This is a genomic window from Peribacillus sp. YIM B13481 (assembly GCF_042787985.1).
In the GTDB taxonomy this organism is placed as follows: domain Bacteria; phylum Bacillota; class Bacilli; order Bacillales; family DSM-1321; genus Peribacillus; species Peribacillus simplex_A.
Genome location: NZ_JBHZPE010000001.1, coordinates 250,424 through 269,604, shown reverse-complemented (window position 1 = coordinate 269,604; position 19,181 = coordinate 250,424). Strand labels below are relative to the sequence as shown.

Annotated in this window: 20 protein-coding genes; 18 read left to right on the top strand and 2 right to left on the bottom strand. The window is 40.7% G+C overall.

Annotated elements, in window-relative coordinates:
* Nucleotides 1–3 precede the first annotated feature (3 nt).
* The 5 genes from nuoN to spoIID all read left to right on the top strand — a co-directional run bounded on the left by nuoN (nucleotide 4) and on the right by spoIID (nucleotide 5,407).
* The gene (gene nuoN, locus ACFX4X_RS01280) at nucleotides 4–1,530 is read left to right on the top strand and encodes an NADH-quinone oxidoreductase subunit NuoN (RefSeq protein WP_284469205.1); all 1,527 of its coding nucleotides are present in this window, start codon (nucleotides 4–6) and stop codon (nucleotides 1,528–1,530) included.
* A gap of 149 nt (nucleotides 1,531–1,679) precedes the next feature.
* The gene (locus tag ACFX4X_RS01275; protein ID WP_101223821.1) at nucleotides 1,680–1,922 is read left to right on the top strand and encodes a DUF1146 family protein; all 243 of its coding nucleotides are present in this window, start codon (nucleotides 1,680–1,682) and stop codon (nucleotides 1,920–1,922) included.
* 159 nt (nucleotides 1,923–2,081) lie between these two features.
* Nucleotides 2,082–2,831, top strand: a complete 750-nt coding sequence (locus ACFX4X_RS01270) for a YwmB family TATA-box binding protein (protein WP_377380999.1) — start codon at nucleotides 2,082–2,084, stop codon at nucleotides 2,829–2,831.
* Nucleotides 2,832–2,863: 32 nt separating this feature from the next.
* Entirely contained in the window at nucleotides 2,864–4,165 is a 1,302-nt protein-coding gene (gene murA / locus ACFX4X_RS01265) for a UDP-N-acetylglucosamine 1-carboxyvinyltransferase (RefSeq protein ID WP_089362013.1), read from the top strand.
* A 204-nt stretch (nucleotides 4,166–4,369) separates the two neighbouring features.
* Nucleotides 4,370–5,407, top strand: a complete 1,038-nt coding sequence (gene spoIID / locus ACFX4X_RS01260; protein ID WP_377380996.1) for a stage II sporulation protein D — start codon at nucleotides 4,370–4,372, stop codon at nucleotides 5,405–5,407.
* A 20-nt stretch (nucleotides 5,408–5,427) separates the two neighbouring features.
* Here spoIID and ACFX4X_RS01255 read toward each other — a convergent pair whose 3' ends face one another.
* Nucleotides 5,428–5,853, bottom strand: coding sequence for a VanZ family protein (locus ACFX4X_RS01255; RefSeq protein WP_377380994.1), 426 nt, complete (start codon nucleotides 5,851–5,853; stop codon nucleotides 5,428–5,430).
* 152 nt (nucleotides 5,854–6,005) lie between these two features.
* Between ACFX4X_RS01255 and spoIIQ the strand changes: the two genes are divergently transcribed.
* The 8 genes from spoIIQ (at nucleotide 6,006) to ACFX4X_RS01215 (ending at nucleotide 12,564) form a co-directional block, all read left to right on the top strand.
* Nucleotides 6,006–6,983 carry a stage II sporulation protein SpoIIQ gene (spoIIQ, locus tag ACFX4X_RS01250; protein ID WP_377380991.1) on the top strand — a complete coding sequence of 326 codons (978 nt, stop codon included), beginning with the start codon at nucleotides 6,006–6,008 and terminating at the stop codon, nucleotides 6,981–6,983.
* 435 nt (nucleotides 6,984–7,418) lie between these two features.
* Nucleotides 7,419–7,691 carry a sporulation transcriptional regulator SpoIIID gene (gene spoIIID / locus ACFX4X_RS01245; RefSeq protein WP_034315767.1) on the top strand — a complete coding sequence of 91 codons (273 nt, stop codon included), beginning with the start codon at nucleotides 7,419–7,421 and terminating at the stop codon, nucleotides 7,689–7,691.
* Between the two features lie 308 nt (nucleotides 7,692–7,999).
* Nucleotides 8,000–9,001, top strand: coding sequence for a rod shape-determining protein (gene mreB, locus ACFX4X_RS01240; protein ID WP_057911932.1), 1,002 nt, complete (start codon nucleotides 8,000–8,002; stop codon nucleotides 8,999–9,001).
* Between the two features lie 279 nt (nucleotides 9,002–9,280).
* Nucleotides 9,281–10,120, top strand: a complete 840-nt coding sequence (locus tag ACFX4X_RS01235; RefSeq protein WP_284469208.1) for a flagellar hook-basal body protein — start codon at nucleotides 9,281–9,283, stop codon at nucleotides 10,118–10,120.
* 55 nt (nucleotides 10,121–10,175) lie between these two features.
* The gene (locus ACFX4X_RS01230; RefSeq protein WP_284469209.1) at nucleotides 10,176–11,024 is read left to right on the top strand and encodes a flagellar hook-basal body protein; all 849 of its coding nucleotides are present in this window, start codon (nucleotides 10,176–10,178) and stop codon (nucleotides 11,022–11,024) included.
* A gap of 160 nt (nucleotides 11,025–11,184) precedes the next feature.
* The gene (locus ACFX4X_RS01225; protein WP_061466309.1) at nucleotides 11,185–11,439 is read left to right on the top strand and encodes a DNA-directed RNA polymerase subunit beta; all 255 of its coding nucleotides are present in this window, start codon (nucleotides 11,185–11,187) and stop codon (nucleotides 11,437–11,439) included.
* A gap of 121 nt (nucleotides 11,440–11,560) precedes the next feature.
* Nucleotides 11,561–11,989 carry a 3-hydroxyacyl-ACP dehydratase FabZ gene (gene fabZ / locus ACFX4X_RS01220; RefSeq protein ID WP_061465660.1) on the top strand — a complete coding sequence of 143 codons (429 nt, stop codon included), beginning with the start codon at nucleotides 11,561–11,563 and terminating at the stop codon, nucleotides 11,987–11,989.
* Nucleotides 11,990–12,288: 299 nt separating this feature from the next.
* Nucleotides 12,289–12,564 (top strand): hypothetical protein, encoded by a 276-nt coding sequence (locus ACFX4X_RS01215; protein ID WP_377380984.1) that lies wholly within the window; start codon nucleotides 12,289–12,291, stop codon nucleotides 12,562–12,564.
* A 107-nt stretch (nucleotides 12,565–12,671) separates the two neighbouring features.
* On the opposite strand, the gene ACFX4X_RS01210 is transcribed toward ACFX4X_RS01215, so the two are convergent.
* Nucleotides 12,672–13,106: a YwpF family protein gene (locus ACFX4X_RS01210; protein WP_377380981.1), complete on the bottom strand. Its 435-nt coding sequence runs from the start codon at nucleotides 13,104–13,106 to the stop codon at nucleotides 12,672–12,674.
* A gap of 370 nt (nucleotides 13,107–13,476) precedes the next feature.
* Here ACFX4X_RS01210 and ssb point away from each other — a divergent pair, with 370 nt between their 5' ends.
* From ssb to ACFX4X_RS01185, 5 genes are all read left to right on the top strand, one after another.
* The gene (gene ssb / locus ACFX4X_RS01205; protein ID WP_377380978.1) at nucleotides 13,477–13,839 is read left to right on the top strand and encodes a single-stranded DNA-binding protein; all 363 of its coding nucleotides are present in this window, start codon (nucleotides 13,477–13,479) and stop codon (nucleotides 13,837–13,839) included.
* Between the two features lie 600 nt (nucleotides 13,840–14,439).
* Nucleotides 14,440–15,444 (top strand): ABC transporter ATP-binding protein, encoded by a 1,005-nt coding sequence (locus ACFX4X_RS01200; protein ID WP_155727488.1) that lies wholly within the window; start codon nucleotides 14,440–14,442, stop codon nucleotides 15,442–15,444.
* Nucleotides 15,425–16,393, top strand: a complete 969-nt coding sequence (locus tag ACFX4X_RS01195; protein ID WP_061465654.1) for an ABC transporter ATP-binding protein — start codon at nucleotides 15,425–15,427, stop codon at nucleotides 16,391–16,393. Before ACFX4X_RS01200 ends, ACFX4X_RS01195 begins: the two co-directional genes overlap by 20 nt.
* A gap of 46 nt (nucleotides 16,394–16,439) precedes the next feature.
* Entirely contained in the window at nucleotides 16,440–18,056 is a 1,617-nt protein-coding gene (locus tag ACFX4X_RS01190; RefSeq protein WP_377380973.1) for an ABC transporter substrate-binding protein, read from the top strand.
* 115 nt (nucleotides 18,057–18,171) lie between these two features.
* Nucleotides 18,172–19,176 carry an ABC transporter permease gene (locus ACFX4X_RS01185; RefSeq protein WP_377380970.1) on the top strand — a complete coding sequence of 335 codons (1,005 nt, stop codon included), beginning with the start codon at nucleotides 18,172–18,174 and terminating at the stop codon, nucleotides 19,174–19,176.
* Nucleotides 19,177–19,181 lie beyond the last annotated feature (5 nt).

The following is a 19,181-nucleotide window of genomic DNA, read 5'->3' as shown; positions in this document are numbered from 1 at the left end:
AGGATGGAGTGGAACACGATGCTTTCTTATGATTGGGGAGCGATGATGCCGGAATTCATCATCCTTGGAACGGCCATGATCCTTTCGATATTGGATTTATTCTGGCCGAAGCACTTTAATCGGAGAAAACTGGCATGGCTCGCGCTAACCGGAATCATTTTGGCATGTTTGTCACTGATTAGCTTACTATCCTTTGAGACAGTCAGTATCTTATCCGATACGTTTCGTTTAGATTCTTTTGCAAAAGCATTTAAGCTACTCCTATTATTCGGGGCGGGCCTAATCATCCTTCTGGCTGAAGGCTATGAACCGCAAGAGGGGCTGCGAGAGCATCGGGGGGAATTTTATTATCTGTTCCTGACCGCTTTGCTTGGAGCGATGGTCATGTCCTCAAGCGGGGATTTGATAACACTGTTCGTTGGATTGGAACTTCTTTCACTTTCATCCTATATATTAGTCGGAATGCGTAAACATGATCGGAAGTCTAACGAAGCGTCCATGAAGTATGTGATAAACGGAGGTATATCCACGGCGATCACTTTATTCGGGATGAGCTATTTATATGGAGTGACTGGTTCTGTCAATCTAGGCGAGATGAGCCGGACGATGGCTGCGATGACGGATGGTCAGCTGCAATATATTATGGGCCTCGCTTTCTTCATGGTATTTGTCGGTTTATCCTTCAAGATAGCTGCTGCCCCATTTCATATGTGGGCACCTGATATATATGAGGGGGCACCGACACCAGTTGTAGCCTTCTTAAGTGTAATTTCGAAAATAGCGGGTTTCGTCATCATCCTGCGCATTTTTCTTTCGTTGTTCCTAACAGCTTCCGGCGATACCTTCGGAGCACTCGACTTTTTGGAAAAAAATAATATCTATATAGCCTCATTGGCAGGTCTGACAATCATCATTGGAAATGTGGTTGCGTTAAGGCAGCAAAATCTAAAACGATTGTTCGCTTATTCAAGCATTGCCCATGCGGGTTACCTCCTTGTAGCGGTGGCTACATTGGGCGGGGGATATTTCCTGATCGATACAGTCTGGTTTTACCTAATGGCTTATGTATTAATGAATATCGGTGCATTTGCAGTCATTCAGCTGCTCGCCAGCCAAAGTGGATCAGAAGACATTAGCATTCTTGCAGGACTTGGGAGGAAATCACCGTTTCTTGCCATAGGATTTACTGTATTTATCCTATCGCTTGCAGGAATTCCCGGGACGACAGGATTCATTGGCAAACTCAATATATTCCTTGGAACATTCATTACGGAACCTGGACATTTTGTCCTTGCGGGAATCATGATTGCCGGTACTGTTGTGTCCTATGTGTATTATTTCGGATTATTGGTTCAAGTCTTTTTCCGGCCCATTCATTCAGAGAAGGTCAGTAAAATTCGTTCGGGTCTATCCGCCGTGTTGATCATTTGCGTAATAGGCACCATACTTTTCGGTGTGGCGCCAAATATTGCCTTAGATTTTATTCATGATCAATTCGGTGAATTTACAGACTTTATTTCGAGTAAATGATATAATGCCTGTATCAGAGGCTTGCTCCATTGGATCAAGCCTCTATTTACAGTTTTAAAAAGAAATTTTGCAATTCTTCCTTTTATATTCCAAATACGAAGGGGTTTTGTGTTAGAATAGAAGACGGGTGTCTTTTAGGAGGTATGTACATGTTTTCAGCAATGGGACAGCAGGCTTTAACAGGAATAATTGCACACTTGTTTTTCATTGCAGTTACCTGGTGGGCTTTACAGGCATTACACTTTGATAAAATCTTAAGATCCAATTCGGTCATCAAGGCCAGGGTTTTATATATTTTATTAACGGTTGCCATCGGTTCAGTTGTGAGTAATTTCTTCCTTGACTACCTGGGATTTGCAAACCAACTCCCGTATATGTTTAGTAATGACTGATAAGCTGTAAGGCTCTTCTTATAGCAAAATATGATTCTACTCTTGTATTCGCTTTTGCTTCCTGCCATTTGTCAGGTGGAAGGTGTCACCAATTGTCGGAAAACTCGAAGTATGATCTCTCTCCTTATGGAAAGAATGATAAAAGGGGAGGGATTTAACATGTATAATTTAAACAAAAAAATGTTAACATACATAGTATTTCTTGGTTTGATGGTGATTTTAATTGGGAATAGTACGATTGTGGCAGAAAGTAAACCAGATATAGTCAAATTGGTGGGACTGTTACAAAAGGATAAGGATTTGGACATAGGGGATTGGTCTGTACTCGCTAGAGAAATAAATAAAGAGATTACAACTAAACAAGAGTTTGAAAGAGAAGTTACGGCTTTAAAACGAAAATACCCTCAATTTCAATGGGACCGGAAAGATGATGCTTCCGGCTGGAAGGCTGAGGCGTTAACTTACAATGTCAATTCAGGTCTAACCGAGTCCATCAAAATAATGACAACGGAAGAGAAATTTGATAAAGTTACCTATGTCATTTACGAAGTGAAGGGAAAAGAGTGGGAAAAAGCTAATTCGGCATTTTTTACAACTACGTTCCAGAACAGGGTGAATGAACTATTTATAGGGACTCCTTCAATTTTTTCTTGTATTAAAGGGTCTATCAATGATAATATGGATTCGGTTTTAAACGCTAAAACTGAAGACCTGTTAGATATGTTCCAAGCAAGGGAAATTGAGAGTGTGCATGAAACAAACTTTACATCTATATCTGCACATTCAACATTGTTTAAACAACCTTTGACAAAAGAAAAATTAAATTTGCAGTTTGGGCTACGGACAGAAGGATTGGGTGACCGAACGAACTTTGTAGTTGGCACACCAATCATAACGTTTGAATATTAATATAGAGAAAATGGACGCGGAGGGGAATACTTTTGGAAAAAATCATCGTCCGCGGCGGAAAAAGGCTTAGCGGGACAGTTAAAGTAGAAGGTGCTAAAAACGCCGTTTTGCCAGTTATCGCTGCAACATTATTAGCAAGTGATGGGAAAAGTATCATTAAAGATGTTCCTACGCTCTCCGATGTATATACAATCAATGAAGTATTGCGCAACTTAAATGCAGATGTTGCCTTTCATGACAATCAAGTAACTGTAGATGCATCAAGAGAGTTATTAGAAGAAGCACCATTTGAATATGTACGAAAAATGAGAGCTTCCGTTTTAGTGATGGGCTCATTACTAGCAAGGAATGGCCGGGCCCGCGTTGCTCTTCCTGGTGGCTGTGCCATCGGATCACGTCCTATCGACCAGCATTTAAAGGGCTTTGAAGCGATGGGAGCAAAAGTGAAGGTCGGCAATGGTTTCATTGATGCCGAGGTAGAAGGCAGACTTAAGGGTGCAAGAGTGTATCTTGACTTCCCAAGTGTGGGTGCCACTGAAAACATCATGATGGCAGCAACACTTGCAGAAGGTATAACTGTTCTTGAAAATGTGGCCAAAGAGCCTGAAATTGTAGATCTTGCGAACTTCCTTAATAAAATGGGTGCCAAAGTCAGAGGTGCTGGTACTGGTACGATGAGAATCGAGGGTGTCGATAAATTATATGGCACTGAACATGCGATTATACCTGACCGTATCGAAGCCGGTACATTTATGACGGCTGCTGCTCTTACTGGCGGCAATGTTCTTGTTCAAGGCGCTGTACCTGAACACCTTACTTCCCTTATTGCTAAAATGGAAGAAATGGGTGTTGAAATTCTTGAAGAAGAAGATGGATTACGCGTTATCGGTCCAAAAACCTTGAAGGCCATTGATATCAAAACAATGCCGCATCCTGGTTTCCCGACTGATATGCAATCGCAAATGATGGCATTATTATTGCGTGCTGAAGGAACAAGTATGATTACGGAGACCGTTTTCGAAAACCGTTTTATGCATGTTGAGGAATTCCGTCGCATGAATGCCAATATTAAAATTGAAGGTCGTTCTGTTATCGTTAATGGACCAACTAACATACAAGGTGCTGAAGTAGCTGCAACAGATTTACGTGCCGCGGCAGCGCTCATCCTGACTGGATTGGTTGCAGATGGCATTACTCGTGTTACAGAATTAAAGCATCTTGACAGAGGATACGTGAATTTCCATGGTAAATTGGCTTCTCTAGGTGCCGATGTGGAACGTATTAACGAAGATGTACCTGCAGAAACAAAAAAAATTGCCGATTTAAACGCATAAGATAGCTTATAAAACCATTCACGTTCGTGTCATTGAAACGTGAATGGTTTTTTAGTCTTGTATCAGGCATTCATGGCCTCCAGCTAAATGGTTGTCGTTTTTCTATTCATAAAAGCTTGTCCTTCGACATACATTTGTTATGTAAAGATACCTGCCGGATAGTGATTTACGGCAGAGAAAACAAGTGTAGGGAGGCTCAGGAATTTGAAAGCAATCAAACCGATGATTGTACTATTCATAGCAGTAGCATTCGTAATTATCATGATTCCAGCAGTGCTTGTGCTTCCATTTTCAAATGATAAGACAAGTGGAGAGTTAGCCGAACAATTAGAAAAAAAAGTGAAGAATGAAGGTAAAGAGGTAAGTGCAAATGAAATGAGTTCCGTTGAAGTTGCTGTTTACCGTACATCTGCAAGAAAGATTGAAAAACTGCCGATTGAAACGTACTTAGCTGGTGTAGTAGCGGCTGAAATGCCAGCGGATTTCGAGGAAGAAGCACTTAAGGCACAAGCATTGACAGCGAGAACCTACATTGTCAATCAGCTCCTAAGCGAAAGTCGATTAGGCTTGCCTGATGGTGCCGATGTAAGCGATACGGTCATGCACCAAGTTTATAAGAATAATGATGAGCTGAAAAAACAGTGGGGCTCTGATTATAAATGGAAGATGAAGAAAATTAACAAAGCAATAAAGGATACAGCGGGTCAAATTCTAACCTATGAAGGAAAACCGATTACTGCGACTTTTTTTTCGACCAGCAATGGCTACACTGAGAATTCCGAGGACTATTGGCAAGCGGATTTCCCCTATTTAAAAAGCGTATCCAGTCCTTGGGATAAACAGGAATCACCAAAGTTTTATAATAAAGTTGTTGTGAACACTGCAGATTTTGAAAGCAAACTGGGTGTAAGTCTATCGTCGGGAACAACAATAGGAACTGTCATTGAAAGAACATCAGGCAATCGCGTAGGTGTGGTGAAAATCGGAGGAAAGAAAATGACAGGAAAACAGATCCGTGAAAAGCTGGGTCTGACATCATCCGATTTTAACTGGGAGCGTCAAGGCAACCAGATTGTCATCACGACAAAAGGATCTGGGCACGGAGTTGGAATGAGCCAATACGGTGCTAATGGAATGGCCAGGGAAGGGAAAACCTATGAAGACATCGTAAAATATTATTATAAAGGCGTTAAAGTTCAGTCTTCAAGTAAGTGGCTGAATACGATGACGGCAAAAAAATGAGAGATGGGGAATCCCATCTCTCATTTTTTTGTGCTTATTTTTTCTATAATGGTCAAAAAGCCTCGTTCATGCTTAAAATAATGATATTGGACATGAAAATACACAGCAGCTACTCCAATGATATCTTTAATGACATCTATTAAGGTAGCGGAGCGGTATGGGATGAATGATTGGTGATATTCATCTATAACTCCGTAAAAGCATGCTGCTATGGCCGCCAACAAGCTTAATCCAGGTTTCAGTTTGTGGTTTGCAGCAAGAGCAGAAACCAATAATACATATAAAAGGGCAAATTCGACTAGATGAAGTGCCTCTTTGATAAATCGGTCAATTGAGGATGATGGAAGATCAAGAATCATATCATCGGGGTTGCTCGACATTATCCAAATGGCAATCATATATAGAAAAGGCAATAACGTTAACACGATTTTAAAGGCTTTTTTCATGAATTAAACACCCTTCAATAGTTAGATACCAAACATTTTACCATTCTACGAATAAAATCGGTTTCATTTCCACAAAATAAATCTAAAATTTTTTTTATCTGAATGTATATAATCTTACCAAAATGTTCAGAATGATTGCTGAGGTGATTAATATGAGAGAGGAAGAAAAGAAACCAACTTCCACAATCCGACGTATACTAAAACAACGTTGGGCATTATCAGCAATCTATATCGCAAGTGCAGCCATAATCTTAGCCGCGGCCTTCTTATTACAAAATAGTTTTAATGATTCAGCTAAGGATGGCAAAGAGGAATCAGCTGAAACAGGAAAAAACTATAATCAGCCTTCTGTCGAGGTTAATAGTAATCTTGAGACAATCAAGATGCCTGTAGCCGATGCAGACAAAACGGTTATTAAGAAACAGTTTTATGATGTGAATGCGGATGAAAAGGCACAAGAAGAAGCGTTGGTATTCTACAACAATAGATATGAGCAAAACAAAGGTATAGACATTGCAATGAAAGATGGAAAATCTTTCGATGTAAAAGCTTCACTAAGTGGAAATGTATCGAAAGTCCAAGACGATGCGTTACTTGGAAATTTAGTTGAAGTACAGCATGAAGATGGTGTAGTTACTCGTTATCAATCTGTTAAAGACATTAAAGTTGCAGTCGGTGACAAAGTGAAACAAGGGCAAGCAATTGCTACAGCTGGAAAAAGCCAAATCAATGAAGAGGCGGGCGTGCATGTCCACTTCGAAATCAGAAAAGATAACATTGCGTTAAATCCACTTGATTTTGTCGATAAACAAGCTTCTGCCCTTCAATCGGCAACTGAAGCTGAAGGCAGCGAACTTGACGATTCAGCTAAAAAAGAAGAAACACCTGCGGTTGACGAAACTGAAACTGATAAAGAAGAAGCACCTGCAGTCGAAGGATCTAAAACGGATAAGAAAGAATCACCTGCAATCGAAGAATCTGAAACTGGCACGGATGAATCGCCTGCCGTTGATGAAACTGACGAGAGCACTGATTTAGAGAGTGGCACAGATGAAGAAGGCTCTGTCCCAGGTGAAGATACAACTGAGGAAAGCGATTCCTTAAAAGATTCGTTAAAACAATCTAATTAAGATCAAGATTTTTAATAATATCAAAACAAAAAACCTTGAGCGTTACGAATGACAACAACTGAAAATTTGGTAAAAGGAAGCCGTTCATTTTGAACGGCTTCCTTTTTTCTTTCGAGGAAATATTGGCCGATATGCTGGAACATTTGAATTTCCGACAAATTTCTCGGGAAATAATTTGTTCTTAAGGAAAATAAACAGTTGAAAATCAGAAATAAATCCAAACCTCCTGTCCCATTAGGCATATATTCTTAACCAAGCTAATAAGATGTTATAAACCATGCAAAGAGAGTGTTTGAGGTGAGGAATCGTTTATTACAAATTATCTAATAGGTGAATAATTCTATCTTTCATTGTTTATAGGGCAGCGGTATTCGATTCGAAAAATACGAATCTCATTTCACACTTCTCACATCCAATTTGGGGAGGTCGAGTGGTGTGCACGATTACATCAAAGAAAGAACTATCAAGATAGGAAAGTATATCGTGGAAACTAGAAAAACAGTCCGCGTCATTGCAAAAGAGTTCGGAGTCTCCAAAAGCACAGTTCATAAAGACTTAACTGAGAGGCTGCCAGAAATTAATCCTGATTTGGCTAACGAAGTGAAGGATATATTGGATTATCACAAATCCATTCGTCACCTTCGAGGTGGAGAAGCGACAAAGTTAAAATATAAACGATCGGAAAGAGAAGAAGAAATCGTCAAATAATCTTTGTGATATCATTCCGGCATTTGGAAGCGAATCCAGCAATCAGGGGATGAATAAAGAGACATGGAATTGTGTCAGCTTTTTTCTTAACCTAGACTGCGGTTCCTTGCCGGAATTTTTTTGTGGGGAAAGACCGAAGATAGTACATAAGGCATCGGATTTTTTTACATATTGGAAAAAGAGGTAAAAATAGTAAGTATTAGTGTTTATTTATAATTCATACTTACTTGTGCCAATGCAATATGGTAAAATAAACAATTAGGACAGAAGTAGGTTATATGTGAGGATATTCAAGGAGGATTTAAGAAATGTTTGCTAGAGATATTGGGATAGATCTTGGAACAGCCAATGTTCTTATACATGTCAAAGGTAAAGGAATTGTGTTAAATGAGCCTTCGGTAGTAGCGATTGATAAGAATACGAACCGTGTTCTTGCTGTCGGGGAAGAAGCTCGTAAAATGGTAGGCCGTACTCCAGGAAACATCATCGCAATTCGTCCATTAAAAGACGGGGTCATTGCGGATTTTGATGTAACAGAATCGATGCTTAAGCATTTTATCAATACATTGAATGTGAAAGGCTTCCTTTCAAAGCCTAGAATTTTGATCTGCTGCCCGACGAACATAACAAGTGTCGAACAAAAGGCGATTAAAGAAGCTGCTGAAAAAAGCGGAGGGAAGAAAGTATTCCTTGAAGAAGAACCAAAAGTGGCTGCAATCGGTGCCGGCATGGATATTTTTCAACCAAGCGGCAATATGGTCGTGGACATTGGCGGGGGTACAACGGATATTGCCGTCCTTTCAATGGGGGATATCGTTACATCTTCTTCCATTAAAATGGCCGGTGACAAATTCGATAATGAAATTTTACATTATATCAAGCGGAAGTATAAGCTTCTGATTGGTGAACGTACAGCGGAAAACATTAAAATTCAGGTTGCAACAGTCTTCCCTGGTTCCCGTAATGAAGTCATCGATATTCGTGGACGAGATATGGTATCAGGATTACCTAGAACCATTTCGGTCAATTCGGAAGAAATTGAGGAAGCTCTTCGTGAGCAGGTTTCAATCATTGTACAAGCTGCAAAAAGCGTACTTGAGCGGACACCGCCTGAACTTTCTGCTGATATCATCGATCGCGGCGTCATTTTAACAGGCGGGGGAGCGTTGCTTCACGGGATTGATTTACTCCTCGCTGAAGAGCTTAAGGTCCCAGTACTCGTTGCCGAACACCCGATGGATTGTGTAGCAATTGGAACTGGAATCATGCTTGATAATATGGATAAATTGCCACGGCACAAATTCAACTAAAAAGCGGATGGAAATCTGCATCATAAGATAGGGGTCTAAGGTTCAGACAAACATGAGGCATAGTGAAAGTGCGTGCAGTTCTAGTACTAATGAGCAATAGGCCCTCTTCTTTTAGTCGAGAATTTAACACCATTCCTTTAAATCTGACCTAGCCTACGATACATATAAATTCTTCTGCCTAATGCTAGTCCTTTTCCTTAAGATACTGACGTTCATGACCGATAAGATAAATATGAGAAATTGAACGGGATAAGTTATGTAGAATGAGGAGTGAAGAGGATGTTAAGAGGTTTTTATACAGCTGCTTCCGGGATGCTTACACAGCAAAGGCGCACAGAATTGCTCACAAACAATATGTCCAATGCGAATACAACAGGGTATAAAGCAGATCAAATGAGTGTAAGGTCTTTTCCGGAAATGCTTATCAGCAACATAGATGGCAAAACGGTTCCTGCGGAGAATAAATTGAATTTGCCTGAATTATCCCAGGTCGGGGGGCTCAGTACCGGGGTTTACGTACAGGAGGCAAATCCTTTATTTACCCAGGGTACATTGGAGGAAACCGAGCTTAATACAGATATTTCCTTGGCCGATGAAAACCTTCCGATCAATGAAGAAACCGGTCTGCGAGGGTCGATGTTTTTTACTGTTCAGGATGGTGATGGTGGCATCCGTTATACGCGCAACGGCAGTTTCACTCTAGATGGACAAGGTTATCTGACTACACCTGCCGGTCATTATGTATTGAATGAAAATAATAATCGGATCCAGCTTGATAGCGATCAGTTCACCGTAACGGAAAACGGTGTTATTTTAGAAGGGAATGTTCAAACGGCACGTCTCGGCATCGGTTATTCAGATGATCCATCATCACAGCTCATTAAGGATGGGGAAGGCCTTTATAAGGCTGTGAAAGATGGGAAGTTACCTAGCGCATACACGTCTGAAGGGGTCGGTTTTTCTACTAAGCAAGGGTTCCTTGAAGGCTCTAATGTCGACCAATCGAGAACGATGACAGAAATGATGTCGGCATACCGCTCTTTTGAAGCGAGTCAGAAGGTTCTCCAAGCCTATGATAAAAGTTTGGATAAAGCGGTCAATGAAGTTGGCAGGCTTTAATTGAACATTAGCAGAAAACCGCCTTTGGAAATTTGGAAATGTAAGGGGAATATACATGAATCGTACCATGATGACAGCGACAAATACGCTGAACCAGCTTCAAAGTAAAATTGATCAAATAAGTAACAATATCGCTAATGTGGACTCGACGGCCTACAAAAAGACCCAAACGAGCTTCAATGACTTACTGACACAGAGTTTCAATAATCAACCGAGTGAGACCAAGGAAAAAGGAAGGCTGACCACACCTGGCATTCGGCAGGGAACAGGTGCTAAGATAAGCCAGTCTCAATTGGTGCTTTCACAGGGGTCCTTAAAGACTACGGACCGTAATCTTGATGCTGCATTCACTAGTGAAGACCAATTCTTCACCGTAAGCGTTCAGAACGGTAAAGGGGTCAATACAAGGCTTACAAGGGATGGCGCCTTTTATTTATCTCCAAATGCGAATGATCAGGACCAAATGGTGCTCGTTACCTCTGCTGGACATCAGGTGCTTGATGAAAATGGTGACCCGATCCTTATTGACGGAAATGTTAGAGACATTAAGATTTCGGAAAATGGTTTTTTGACGGTCGATACGGAAGAATACGGAAAAAAGAGTTTTGGGCTCGGCATCGTCTCGATAAATAAGCCGCAATTTCTTGAGCGGCTAGGCGGAAATTTACTTGGCCTGCCCGGAAACATCAAGGAATTGGGTGTAACTGATGACGATATCATGACCGCATTAACAGGGGATTCCCGCAACCAAATAGCTATCCGTCAAGGAACTCTGGAGTCCTCAAATGTCGATCTTTCCAAAGAAATGACGGATCTTATCAATGTTCAGCGGTCTTATCAATTTCAATCCCGGGCTGTAACGATGGCTGATCAAATGAGCGGATTAATCAATGGAATCCGTTAAGTTATCGGGGAAAATAAAATGTCTCCCTGCGGAATTATAGCAAATCGGTTATAATGAATTCATATCAAAGAGAATCGTTTGTCCATAGCTGCCTATTTTCTGGAGTATGGGGGAAATCAGTCGGCGAGTTTTCTTAGAAAAAGGAGCTTTCACATTCTATATGGAACAAAATCGTGTAATGAGACAACAAATTGAAGAAGAGATAAAGGAAGTTGAGACGAAACCGAATCGTAGAATCAAGGTCCGTCTTTTGCCAATTTGGCTTCGTTTACTCATTGTTATCGGATTGATTTTCATTGCTGTGTTATCCGGGGCACTTATAGGATACAGTGTGATCGGGGGAGGACATGCAATGGATGTTTTCCAAAAATCCACATGGACCCATATTATTGATATAGTGAACAAGGACGCGTAGTTCCATTGAGGTAGTTGCTGTCGTTAACGGATTTATATTACATAGCAACTACGCCTCTGTCTTTATGGCAGGGGCGAGTTAACGTTATGTTAGAAATATTTAAATCATAGGAGGAACAAAAATGCTTGATATCACACAAATAAAGGAAATTATTCCGCATCGTTACCCATTCTTATTAGTGGACCGGATCATAGAAATAGATGAAGGGAAAAGAGCGGTAGGTTTGAAGAATGTCTCAGCTAATGAAGAATTCTTTAATGGTCATTTTCCGGATTACCCAGTTATGCCTGGTGTTTTAATTGTAGAGGCTTTAGCGCAAGTTGGCGCTGTAGCGGTTTTGAAACAAGAAGAATATAAAGGACGGCTTGCATTTTTTGCTGGAATTGATAATTGCCGCTTTAAAAAGCAAGTAAAACCAGGTGATCAACTGCGCCTGGAAGTGGAAATAGTGCGTATGAGAGGCTCAATGGGTAAAGGGAAAGCAGTGGCAACGGTAGACGGAGAAGTAGCATGTGAAGCCGAAATCATGTTTGCCTTTGGTGACAAATAAGAAGTGCATTCATTTTCGGGGAAAGAAAATGGACTAATATGACTATATTTTTAAAAGTGGTTTAAGGAATCGTGCAGCGGTGTATATATTAAAGAGTACTGCAGGGGCTTTTTTAATTAGACCCTTTCCATTCTCCCTTTGAATGCCGGACATTTTTATATGTCCGGCATTTTTTAATGATTAAATTCCAATAAATATGAGGTAAGTGTATTTCCTTTTTAAAATTAAAATAGGACGCAAGTTATTTTCTCATTCGGGCAAAATAACTAATGATAAAGAAGGAAAGGAGGTTGCCAAAAATGAAGAAAAGAATTTTTGCACTAATTGGGGGATCTTTATTATCTATTATGTTCCTTGCTGGATGTGGAACGAATGATAAGGATAATGACAACAAACCCGCACCAGAAGATAATAACAACATCATAGATAAGGATAAAAATGGTGTAAAGGATAACAACGGCACGGATAACAACGACTTGAATGATGATAATAATGATGTGATTGACAATGACAATGACAATGACGATAATGATTCAAATGACTTGATTGACAAGAAACACGACGACAATAAGTAATTAGCACAGATTGAAAAAGACTGGCTTAGTTAAGAAGAGGATTATCATCCTTATTCGTCTAAGTCAGTCTTTTTTGTGTATATTCGATTAGGGAAATAAAGGGGGGGTTATTTATTCGTAGCTAATTTAGGCTTTGAACGGATTTTTTGCTTGAACTCATTTATTAATTCATCGCCGACGAGACCTTTTTGGACTAAATCGTCAAGAAGAAGTTCAGCATATTTGCTACGCGTTTTTTGGATGTGACCAACGAATAATAGGCTATAATGGTTGCCTACTTTTTTTATGGTGCGTAAAACAGTGTGAAACAATGCCGGTTCATTGTCCTTTTTGGTAATGACGGCCTGGATATAAACCTCTCCGTCTATATTGGGGAGTGAGGGTTCAAGCTCTTTGAAATGCTTTTCTTCTACAAAGGCTTCCAGTAACCATGTTCTAGCATCGTTTTCTTTATTTATTATTAGTCCATCTGTTAATACAATATCAATCAATTGTAAATTCTCAGTAACAATTTGCAACGAAATTAATTTAAATGATTTCATCTAATTCCTCCATTTCTTGCCAGAAGAGTGATAAAAGCCCCTTCTTAAACGTAAATTTTTATTCTATCTGGAATGGTTCATGTCGATTAATCCTTTTAAAGGTAATTATATCATACTAAAAGATAGTCCCTTAATGAAATGAAAACCCAGCAATTGTCTAAATTATGCAGGATAGAATAAAAATTTGCAAAATATTAAATTTTGTTAACAATGCGTTTATTACTTGATTTTAATCGAAAAAAATTGATTTTACATCAATTCAAACGGTTTTTTAAGAAGGAAAAGGGTGGAATAATGCCATTTCCTTCATTTTTTATTGGAAGGTAGAACGAGTATGATAAAAGCATATTAAAGAGGAAGGAGTGAAAAAATGATTAACCAAGTTACCCTCGTCGGCAGGCTTACGAAGGATCCCGAATTAAGATATACACCAGACGGCAAGGCTGTTTCCAATATAACGTTAGCGGTCAACCGGAACTTTCGTAATACAGTAGGCGATTATGAGGCGGACTTTGTACAGTGCATCATATGGAAAAGGTCTGCTGAAAATACTGCTCAGTACTGTAAAAAGGGTGCCTTAATCGGTATCACAGGCAGAATACAGACAAGGAGATACGAAAATCAAGAGGGTAAAAATGTATATGTTACTGAAGTGGTCGCCGAGAGGGTTCAATTCATCGCATCTAAACAAAACGATATTAAACCCAAGGATTTTGAACATATTGGCTTATAGTCTTACGTGGAGGTCGAGCATGAGTAAAGGATATAAAGCTTGCCTCCGGGCAGGAGCAAGCTCGCTTTTAGACAATGCATGAGAAAAAGCGGATGGAAGAACTCATAAGTGATTTGATCCGTCATGTGGCGAAGACCCATGTGAAAACTTCGAATAATGAATATGAATTAGTACAGATTAATTTGATGCTTACTCAACTGAAAACACAAAACAAGTATTTATACGAACATAATGAAAAATTAATGCAACGAATTTCAGCACTTGAACAAAGCATAAAATATTCCGATGACGAAAAAACTTCTGTAAAGCTTGACTGTAGTATTAGTTCATTTTCATCCCTTACTTCCCCAAAGCAAATATAGCTTTTTCCTCGCTGGAAACTCCGATTTACCCTCATTTGGAATCAAGTTTTCTGATTCCCCTCTTTCATAGACTGCAAATAAGCAGTCTTTTTTTATGCCAAAATGTGAGTGTATAAAAAATAAAAAAATATTCTGTTAAATTAGAATTTTTAGAAAATATATTGTAAAATTTTAATTTTGATGCAATAATAAACCAAATAATGTAATGGGAAAAAAGTTATATATAGGAAGTGATTTGATGGAAGAACCAATTATTAAGGTGAATGGGCTGCGAACCAGCTTTCGTACTGACGATGGGGTGATTCCTGTCGTAAATTCAATCGATTTTCACGTCAATCCTGGTGAAGTTTTAGGGATTGTAGGAGAATCAGGATGCGGAAAAAGCGTAACTTCTTTATCCATCATGGGTCTGGTTTCTTCACCTGCTGGTAAGGTGGAGGGAGAAATCCTCTTTAAAGGGGAGAATATCGCAAATGCCTCTGAAGCGAAAATGAGAAAGATTCGCGGGAATGACATAGCGATGATATTTCAGGAACCGATGACAAGCTTGAATCCTGTGTTCACTATTGGAGAGCAGTTGGTTGAGACGCTTCGGATACATAAAAAATGGAACAAAAAACAGGCCCGACATAGAGCGGTGGAAATGTTGAAGCTGGTTGGGCTTGGCCGTGCCGAGGAATTGCTCAAAGAATATCCGCATCAGCTTTCGGGTGGAATGAGACAAAGGGTCATGATAGCAATGGCCATGATTTGCGAGCCGAAACTCCTTATAGCCGATGAACCGACAACGGCTTTGGATGTGACGATCCAGGCACAAATCCTAGAGTTAATGAAGAATTTAAATAAAGAAACAGACACGGCAATCATGATGATTACCCATGATCTTGGCGTTGTGGCGCAAATGTGTGAACGTGTCATTGTCATGTATGCCGGCAAGGTGATAGAGGAAGGAAATGTGCAAACGATTTTCCAAAACCCTAAACATCCTTATACGGTCGGTTTACTTCAGTCGATTCCCGATATGCGAATAAAGAAAGATCGCCTTTACTCGATACCGGGCAATGTGCCAAAACCTGGGACAAGCAACCTCGGGTGCCAGTTTGCCCCCCGGTGCTCCCATGCTATGGAGCAATGTATAAATGAGACCCCGTCTCTATTGAAATTTGATGAGGGCAGGCATGTTCGCTGCTGGCTGTATGAAGATGGGAAAGGAGCTGCCTTGCATGAATCAAACATTGGTTAAGGTAGAAAACCTAAAGAAGCATTTTCCAATCAAAGGAGGGGTTCTCGGAAAGACCATCGGAGAGGTCAAGGCAGTTGATGGTTTGTCTTTTTCCATTTATAAAGGGGAAACCTTAGGTCTTGTCGGTGAAAGCGGTTGCGGAAAGTCGACGACGGGAAGATTATTGCTTCGATTGCTTGAGCCGAGTGAAGGGAATGTTTATTTCGAAGGAAAGGACCTGACGGCTTTATCTTCCCGTGAAATGAGAAAAATGCGCCGTGAAATGCAGATGGTCTTCCAGGACCCATTCGCTTCCCTCAATCCCAGGCATACTATTGAAAAAATATTGGAGGAACCGCTCATCGTTCATGGGGTTAAAGATAAAAAGGCGCGTAAGGCACGTGTGCAGGAACTTCTTAAGGTTGTTGGCTTAAGCAGTTACCATGCTAAAAGGTATCCGCATCAATTCAGTGGGGGCCAGCGGCAGCGTATTGGCATCGCCAGGGCACTTGCGGTAAACCCAAAGCTGATCATTGCCGATGAGCCGGTATCTGCACTGGATGTGTCGATTCAGGCCCAGGTCTTGAACCTCCTGCAGGATTTGCAGGAAGATTTTGATTTGACTTACCTTTTCATTGCCCATGATCTTGGAGTGGTGAGGCATATCTCCGACCGTGTCGGTGTCATGTATCTTGGACATATCGTTGAATTGACGGAAAGTGAAGGACTATATGAAGATCCGCTTCATCCATATACGCAGGCTTTACTATCAGCCGTGCCCATCCCGGATGTGGAATACAAAGGGGATAGGGTAATCCTGCAGGGTGATGTTCCAAGCCCATCTAACCCGCCAAGCGGTTGTCCCTTCCATACGAGATGCCCGCAGGCCATGGCAGAGTGCAAATCAGTAAAACCAGTCTTGCATGAGCATAAACCCGGTCACTACGTTGCTTGTCATTTATACAATTGACATTTAACGTACACATAAATTTTTAAAAAAATAAAGGGGGAAGAATATGAAGAAGACATTGGCTTTATTGTTGACTACTATCCTGGCGCTCTCACTTGCACTTGCAGGATGCTCCTCGTCTACATCAAAAGAGAAAGATGATGATAAAGGGGGATCAAATGAAGCAAAAGGGGGCATATTGATTTACGGTAAAGGCGGCGATGCAGTTTCACTAGATCCCGCTATAGTAACGGATGGTGAATCATTTATCGTCACACAGCAGGTTTTTGAAACACTTGTAAAATACGGGGAAGATAATACGGAAATAAAGCCAGGTCTTGCAGAATCATGGAAAGTTTCAGATGACGCAAAGACATATACATTCAAATTGAAAACCGGCATCAAGTTCCATGATGGCTCGGATTTCAATGCAGAAGCAGTTGTTAAAAACTTTCAGCGCTGGGCACAAAGTAAGGATGAAGCTAAATTTGCATACTATGCCTCTATGTTTGGCGGCTTTGAAGGTGATGAAGGTCATGTTATCAAAGAGGTAAAAGCCATTGATGATAATACAGTGGAATTCACGTTAAATCGTCCGCAGGCACCATTCTTGAAAAACATTGCGATGCCTACATTTGCCATAGCAAGTCCAACTGGCTTTGAAAAAGATGCAGACAATTTCGGTAAGAATCCTTCCGGAACAGGTCCATTCAAATTCAAATCATGGAAACCAGGCGATACGATTGAAGTGGTGAAAAATGATGATTATTGGCAAGATGGACTGCCAAAGCTTGATGGAATCACGTTTAAAGTCATTAAAGATAACTCCGCTCGTTTAAATGCTGTAATCAAAGGTGAAGTTGATCTAATGGACGGGTTAAATCCAAGTGATATAAGCAAAGTAACAGGGGATGACAAACTACAAATATTCGAACGTCCATCCATGAATGTCGGCTACTTTGCATTCAATGTTGAAAAATCACCATTCGACAAAAAGGAAGTACGCCAAGCCATCTCTCACCTAATTAACAAAAAAGAAATCATTGATAACTTTTACGAAGGCACAGCAGAGCCTGCCAAGAATCCAATGCCGCCATCTGTTTCTGGCTACAATGACAACATTGAAGACTATGACTACGATGTAGAAAAAGCTAAGGAATTACTTAAAAAGGCTGGACTAGAAGATGGGTTCAAAATGGACCTTTGGGCAATGCCGGTACCACGTCCATATATGCCAGATGGTCAAAAAGTGGCTGAAGCCATTCAAGCAAGCTTAAAACAAGTAGGCATTGAAGCAAATATCGTTTCGTATGAATGGGCTGCATACTTAGAGAAAGTGCAGGCTGGTGAAGCTCAATCTTTCATGCTAGGCTGGACAGGCGATAATGGAGATGCGGATAACTTCCTTTACACATTATTGGATAAAGATAATATCGGCTCCAACAACTATGCCCGTTATGCAAACGAGGAAGTCCATAAGCTATTGATCGAAGCTCAGTCCACTGCTGATGAAGCCAAGCGTAATGAGTTATACGGAAAAGCTCAGGAAATCATTCATGAAGAAGCACCATGGGTTCCACTTGTACACTCTTTACCACAACTTGCTGGAACTAAGACAATAAAAGGATTCGTTCCGCATCCAACCGGTTCTCAATCTTTAGTTAACGTGTCTATAGAGAATTAACCGTACGAATCGGGGAGTATGGATTTATGCATGCTGCCCGGTTTTGTTATGGAATGCATTTCAAAATGATCGAGGGCGCTTCGAAGGACCCTTATTTAAAAGGCGGGTGATTGTTTTGTTTTCCTATACCGTACGACGTTTAGGATCTCTCATTCCAGTGTTACTCGGAATGGCATTTATTGTATTCATGATGATTCGGGCGATCCCTGGAAATCCAGCACAAGTAATTTTAGGACAGCAAGCAACAAAAGAGGCAGTTGCGGCAATGACAAAGGAACTCGGTTTGGATAAACCTTGGTTCATTCAATTTTGGGATTATTTATCTGGCCTGTTAAAGGGTGACCTGGGTGTATCGTTAAAAACGAATAGTCCGGTTTCCGAAGAAATCGGGCCATACCTAATGGCCACTATTGAGCTTGCATTGATCGCCATGATCATCGCAGTGGTCATTGGTGTAAATGCAGGGATAATATCAGCATGGTTCCAAAACTCATGGTTTGATTATGTAGCCATGGTGATTGCATTGATTGGGTTGTCCATGCCTATATTCTGGCTGGGATTAATGGAGCAATACATCATTTCAATTCAATGGGATTTACTTCCGACGACAGGGCGGGATAATATCAGGGATCCCGTTGCGGCCATAACGGGCTTGTATTTGATAGATACACTCATTGCTGGCAGGGTGGATCAGTTTTTTGAAGTGATCAAACATCTCATTTTGCCAGGAATTGCGCTTGCGACCATTCCGATGGCCATTATTGCAAGGATGACACGTTCGTCCATGCTGGAGGTTATGAGGTCGGATTTCATCCGTACAGCCCGTGCTAAGGGGATGAGAATGTTTTGGGTCGTTTACAAGCACTCCTTCAAGAATGCATTAATTCCAGTGGTGACGGTTATCGGCCTGCAGACAGGATTACTTTTAGGCGGCGCCATTTTAACGGAAAACATTTTTGGGTGGCCAGGTATCGGTACATATATTTATGATGCAATACTATCCCGGGATTATCCGGTCATACAGTCCGGAATTCTGGTCATCGCCTTTTTGTTTGTCATGATTAATCTTGTTGTGGACTTGTTGTATGCAGCGATCGATCCTAGGATTAAGTATAAATAGGGAGG

Bases quoted from the DNA above. Each gene is read 5' to 3' on its own strand.
- nuoN (WP_284469205.1), top strand. From the start codon at position 4: ATGGAGTGGAACACGATGCTTTCTTATGATTGGGGAGCGATGATGCCG.
- ACFX4X_RS01275 (WP_101223821.1), top strand. From the start codon at position 1,680: ATGTTTTCAGCAATGGGACAGCAGGCTTTAACAGGAATAATTGCACAC.
- ACFX4X_RS01270 (WP_377380999.1), top strand. From the start codon at position 2,082: ATGTATAATTTAAACAAAAAAATGTTAACATACATAGTATTTCTTGGT.
- ACFX4X_RS01255 (WP_377380994.1), bottom strand. From the start codon at position 5,853: ATGAAAAAAGCCTTTAAAATCGTGTTAACGTTATTGCCTTTTCTATAT.
- spoIIQ (WP_377380991.1), top strand. From the start codon at position 6,006: ATGAGAGAGGAAGAAAAGAAACCAACTTCCACAATCCGACGTATACTA.
- mreB (WP_057911932.1), top strand. From the start codon at position 8,000: ATGTTTGCTAGAGATATTGGGATAGATCTTGGAACAGCCAATGTTCTT.
- ACFX4X_RS01235 (WP_284469208.1), top strand. From the start codon at position 9,281: ATGTTAAGAGGTTTTTATACAGCTGCTTCCGGGATGCTTACACAGCAA.
- ACFX4X_RS01230 (WP_284469209.1), top strand. From the start codon at position 10,176: ATGAATCGTACCATGATGACAGCGACAAATACGCTGAACCAGCTTCAA.
- ACFX4X_RS01225 (WP_061466309.1), top strand. From the start codon at position 11,185: ATGGAACAAAATCGTGTAATGAGACAACAAATTGAAGAAGAGATAAAG.
- fabZ (WP_061465660.1), top strand. From the start codon at position 11,561: ATGCTTGATATCACACAAATAAAGGAAATTATTCCGCATCGTTACCCA.
- ACFX4X_RS01215 (WP_377380984.1), top strand. From the start codon at position 12,289: ATGAAGAAAAGAATTTTTGCACTAATTGGGGGATCTTTATTATCTATT.
- ACFX4X_RS01210 (WP_377380981.1), bottom strand. From the start codon at position 13,106: ATGAAATCATTTAAATTAATTTCGTTGCAAATTGTTACTGAGAATTTA.
- ssb (WP_377380978.1), top strand. From the start codon at position 13,477: ATGATTAACCAAGTTACCCTCGTCGGCAGGCTTACGAAGGATCCCGAA.
- ACFX4X_RS01200 (WP_155727488.1), top strand. From the start codon at position 14,440: ATGGAAGAACCAATTATTAAGGTGAATGGGCTGCGAACCAGCTTTCGT.
- ACFX4X_RS01195 (WP_061465654.1), top strand. From the start codon at position 15,425: ATGAATCAAACATTGGTTAAGGTAGAAAACCTAAAGAAGCATTTTCCA.
- ACFX4X_RS01190 (WP_377380973.1), top strand. From the start codon at position 16,440: ATGAAGAAGACATTGGCTTTATTGTTGACTACTATCCTGGCGCTCTCA.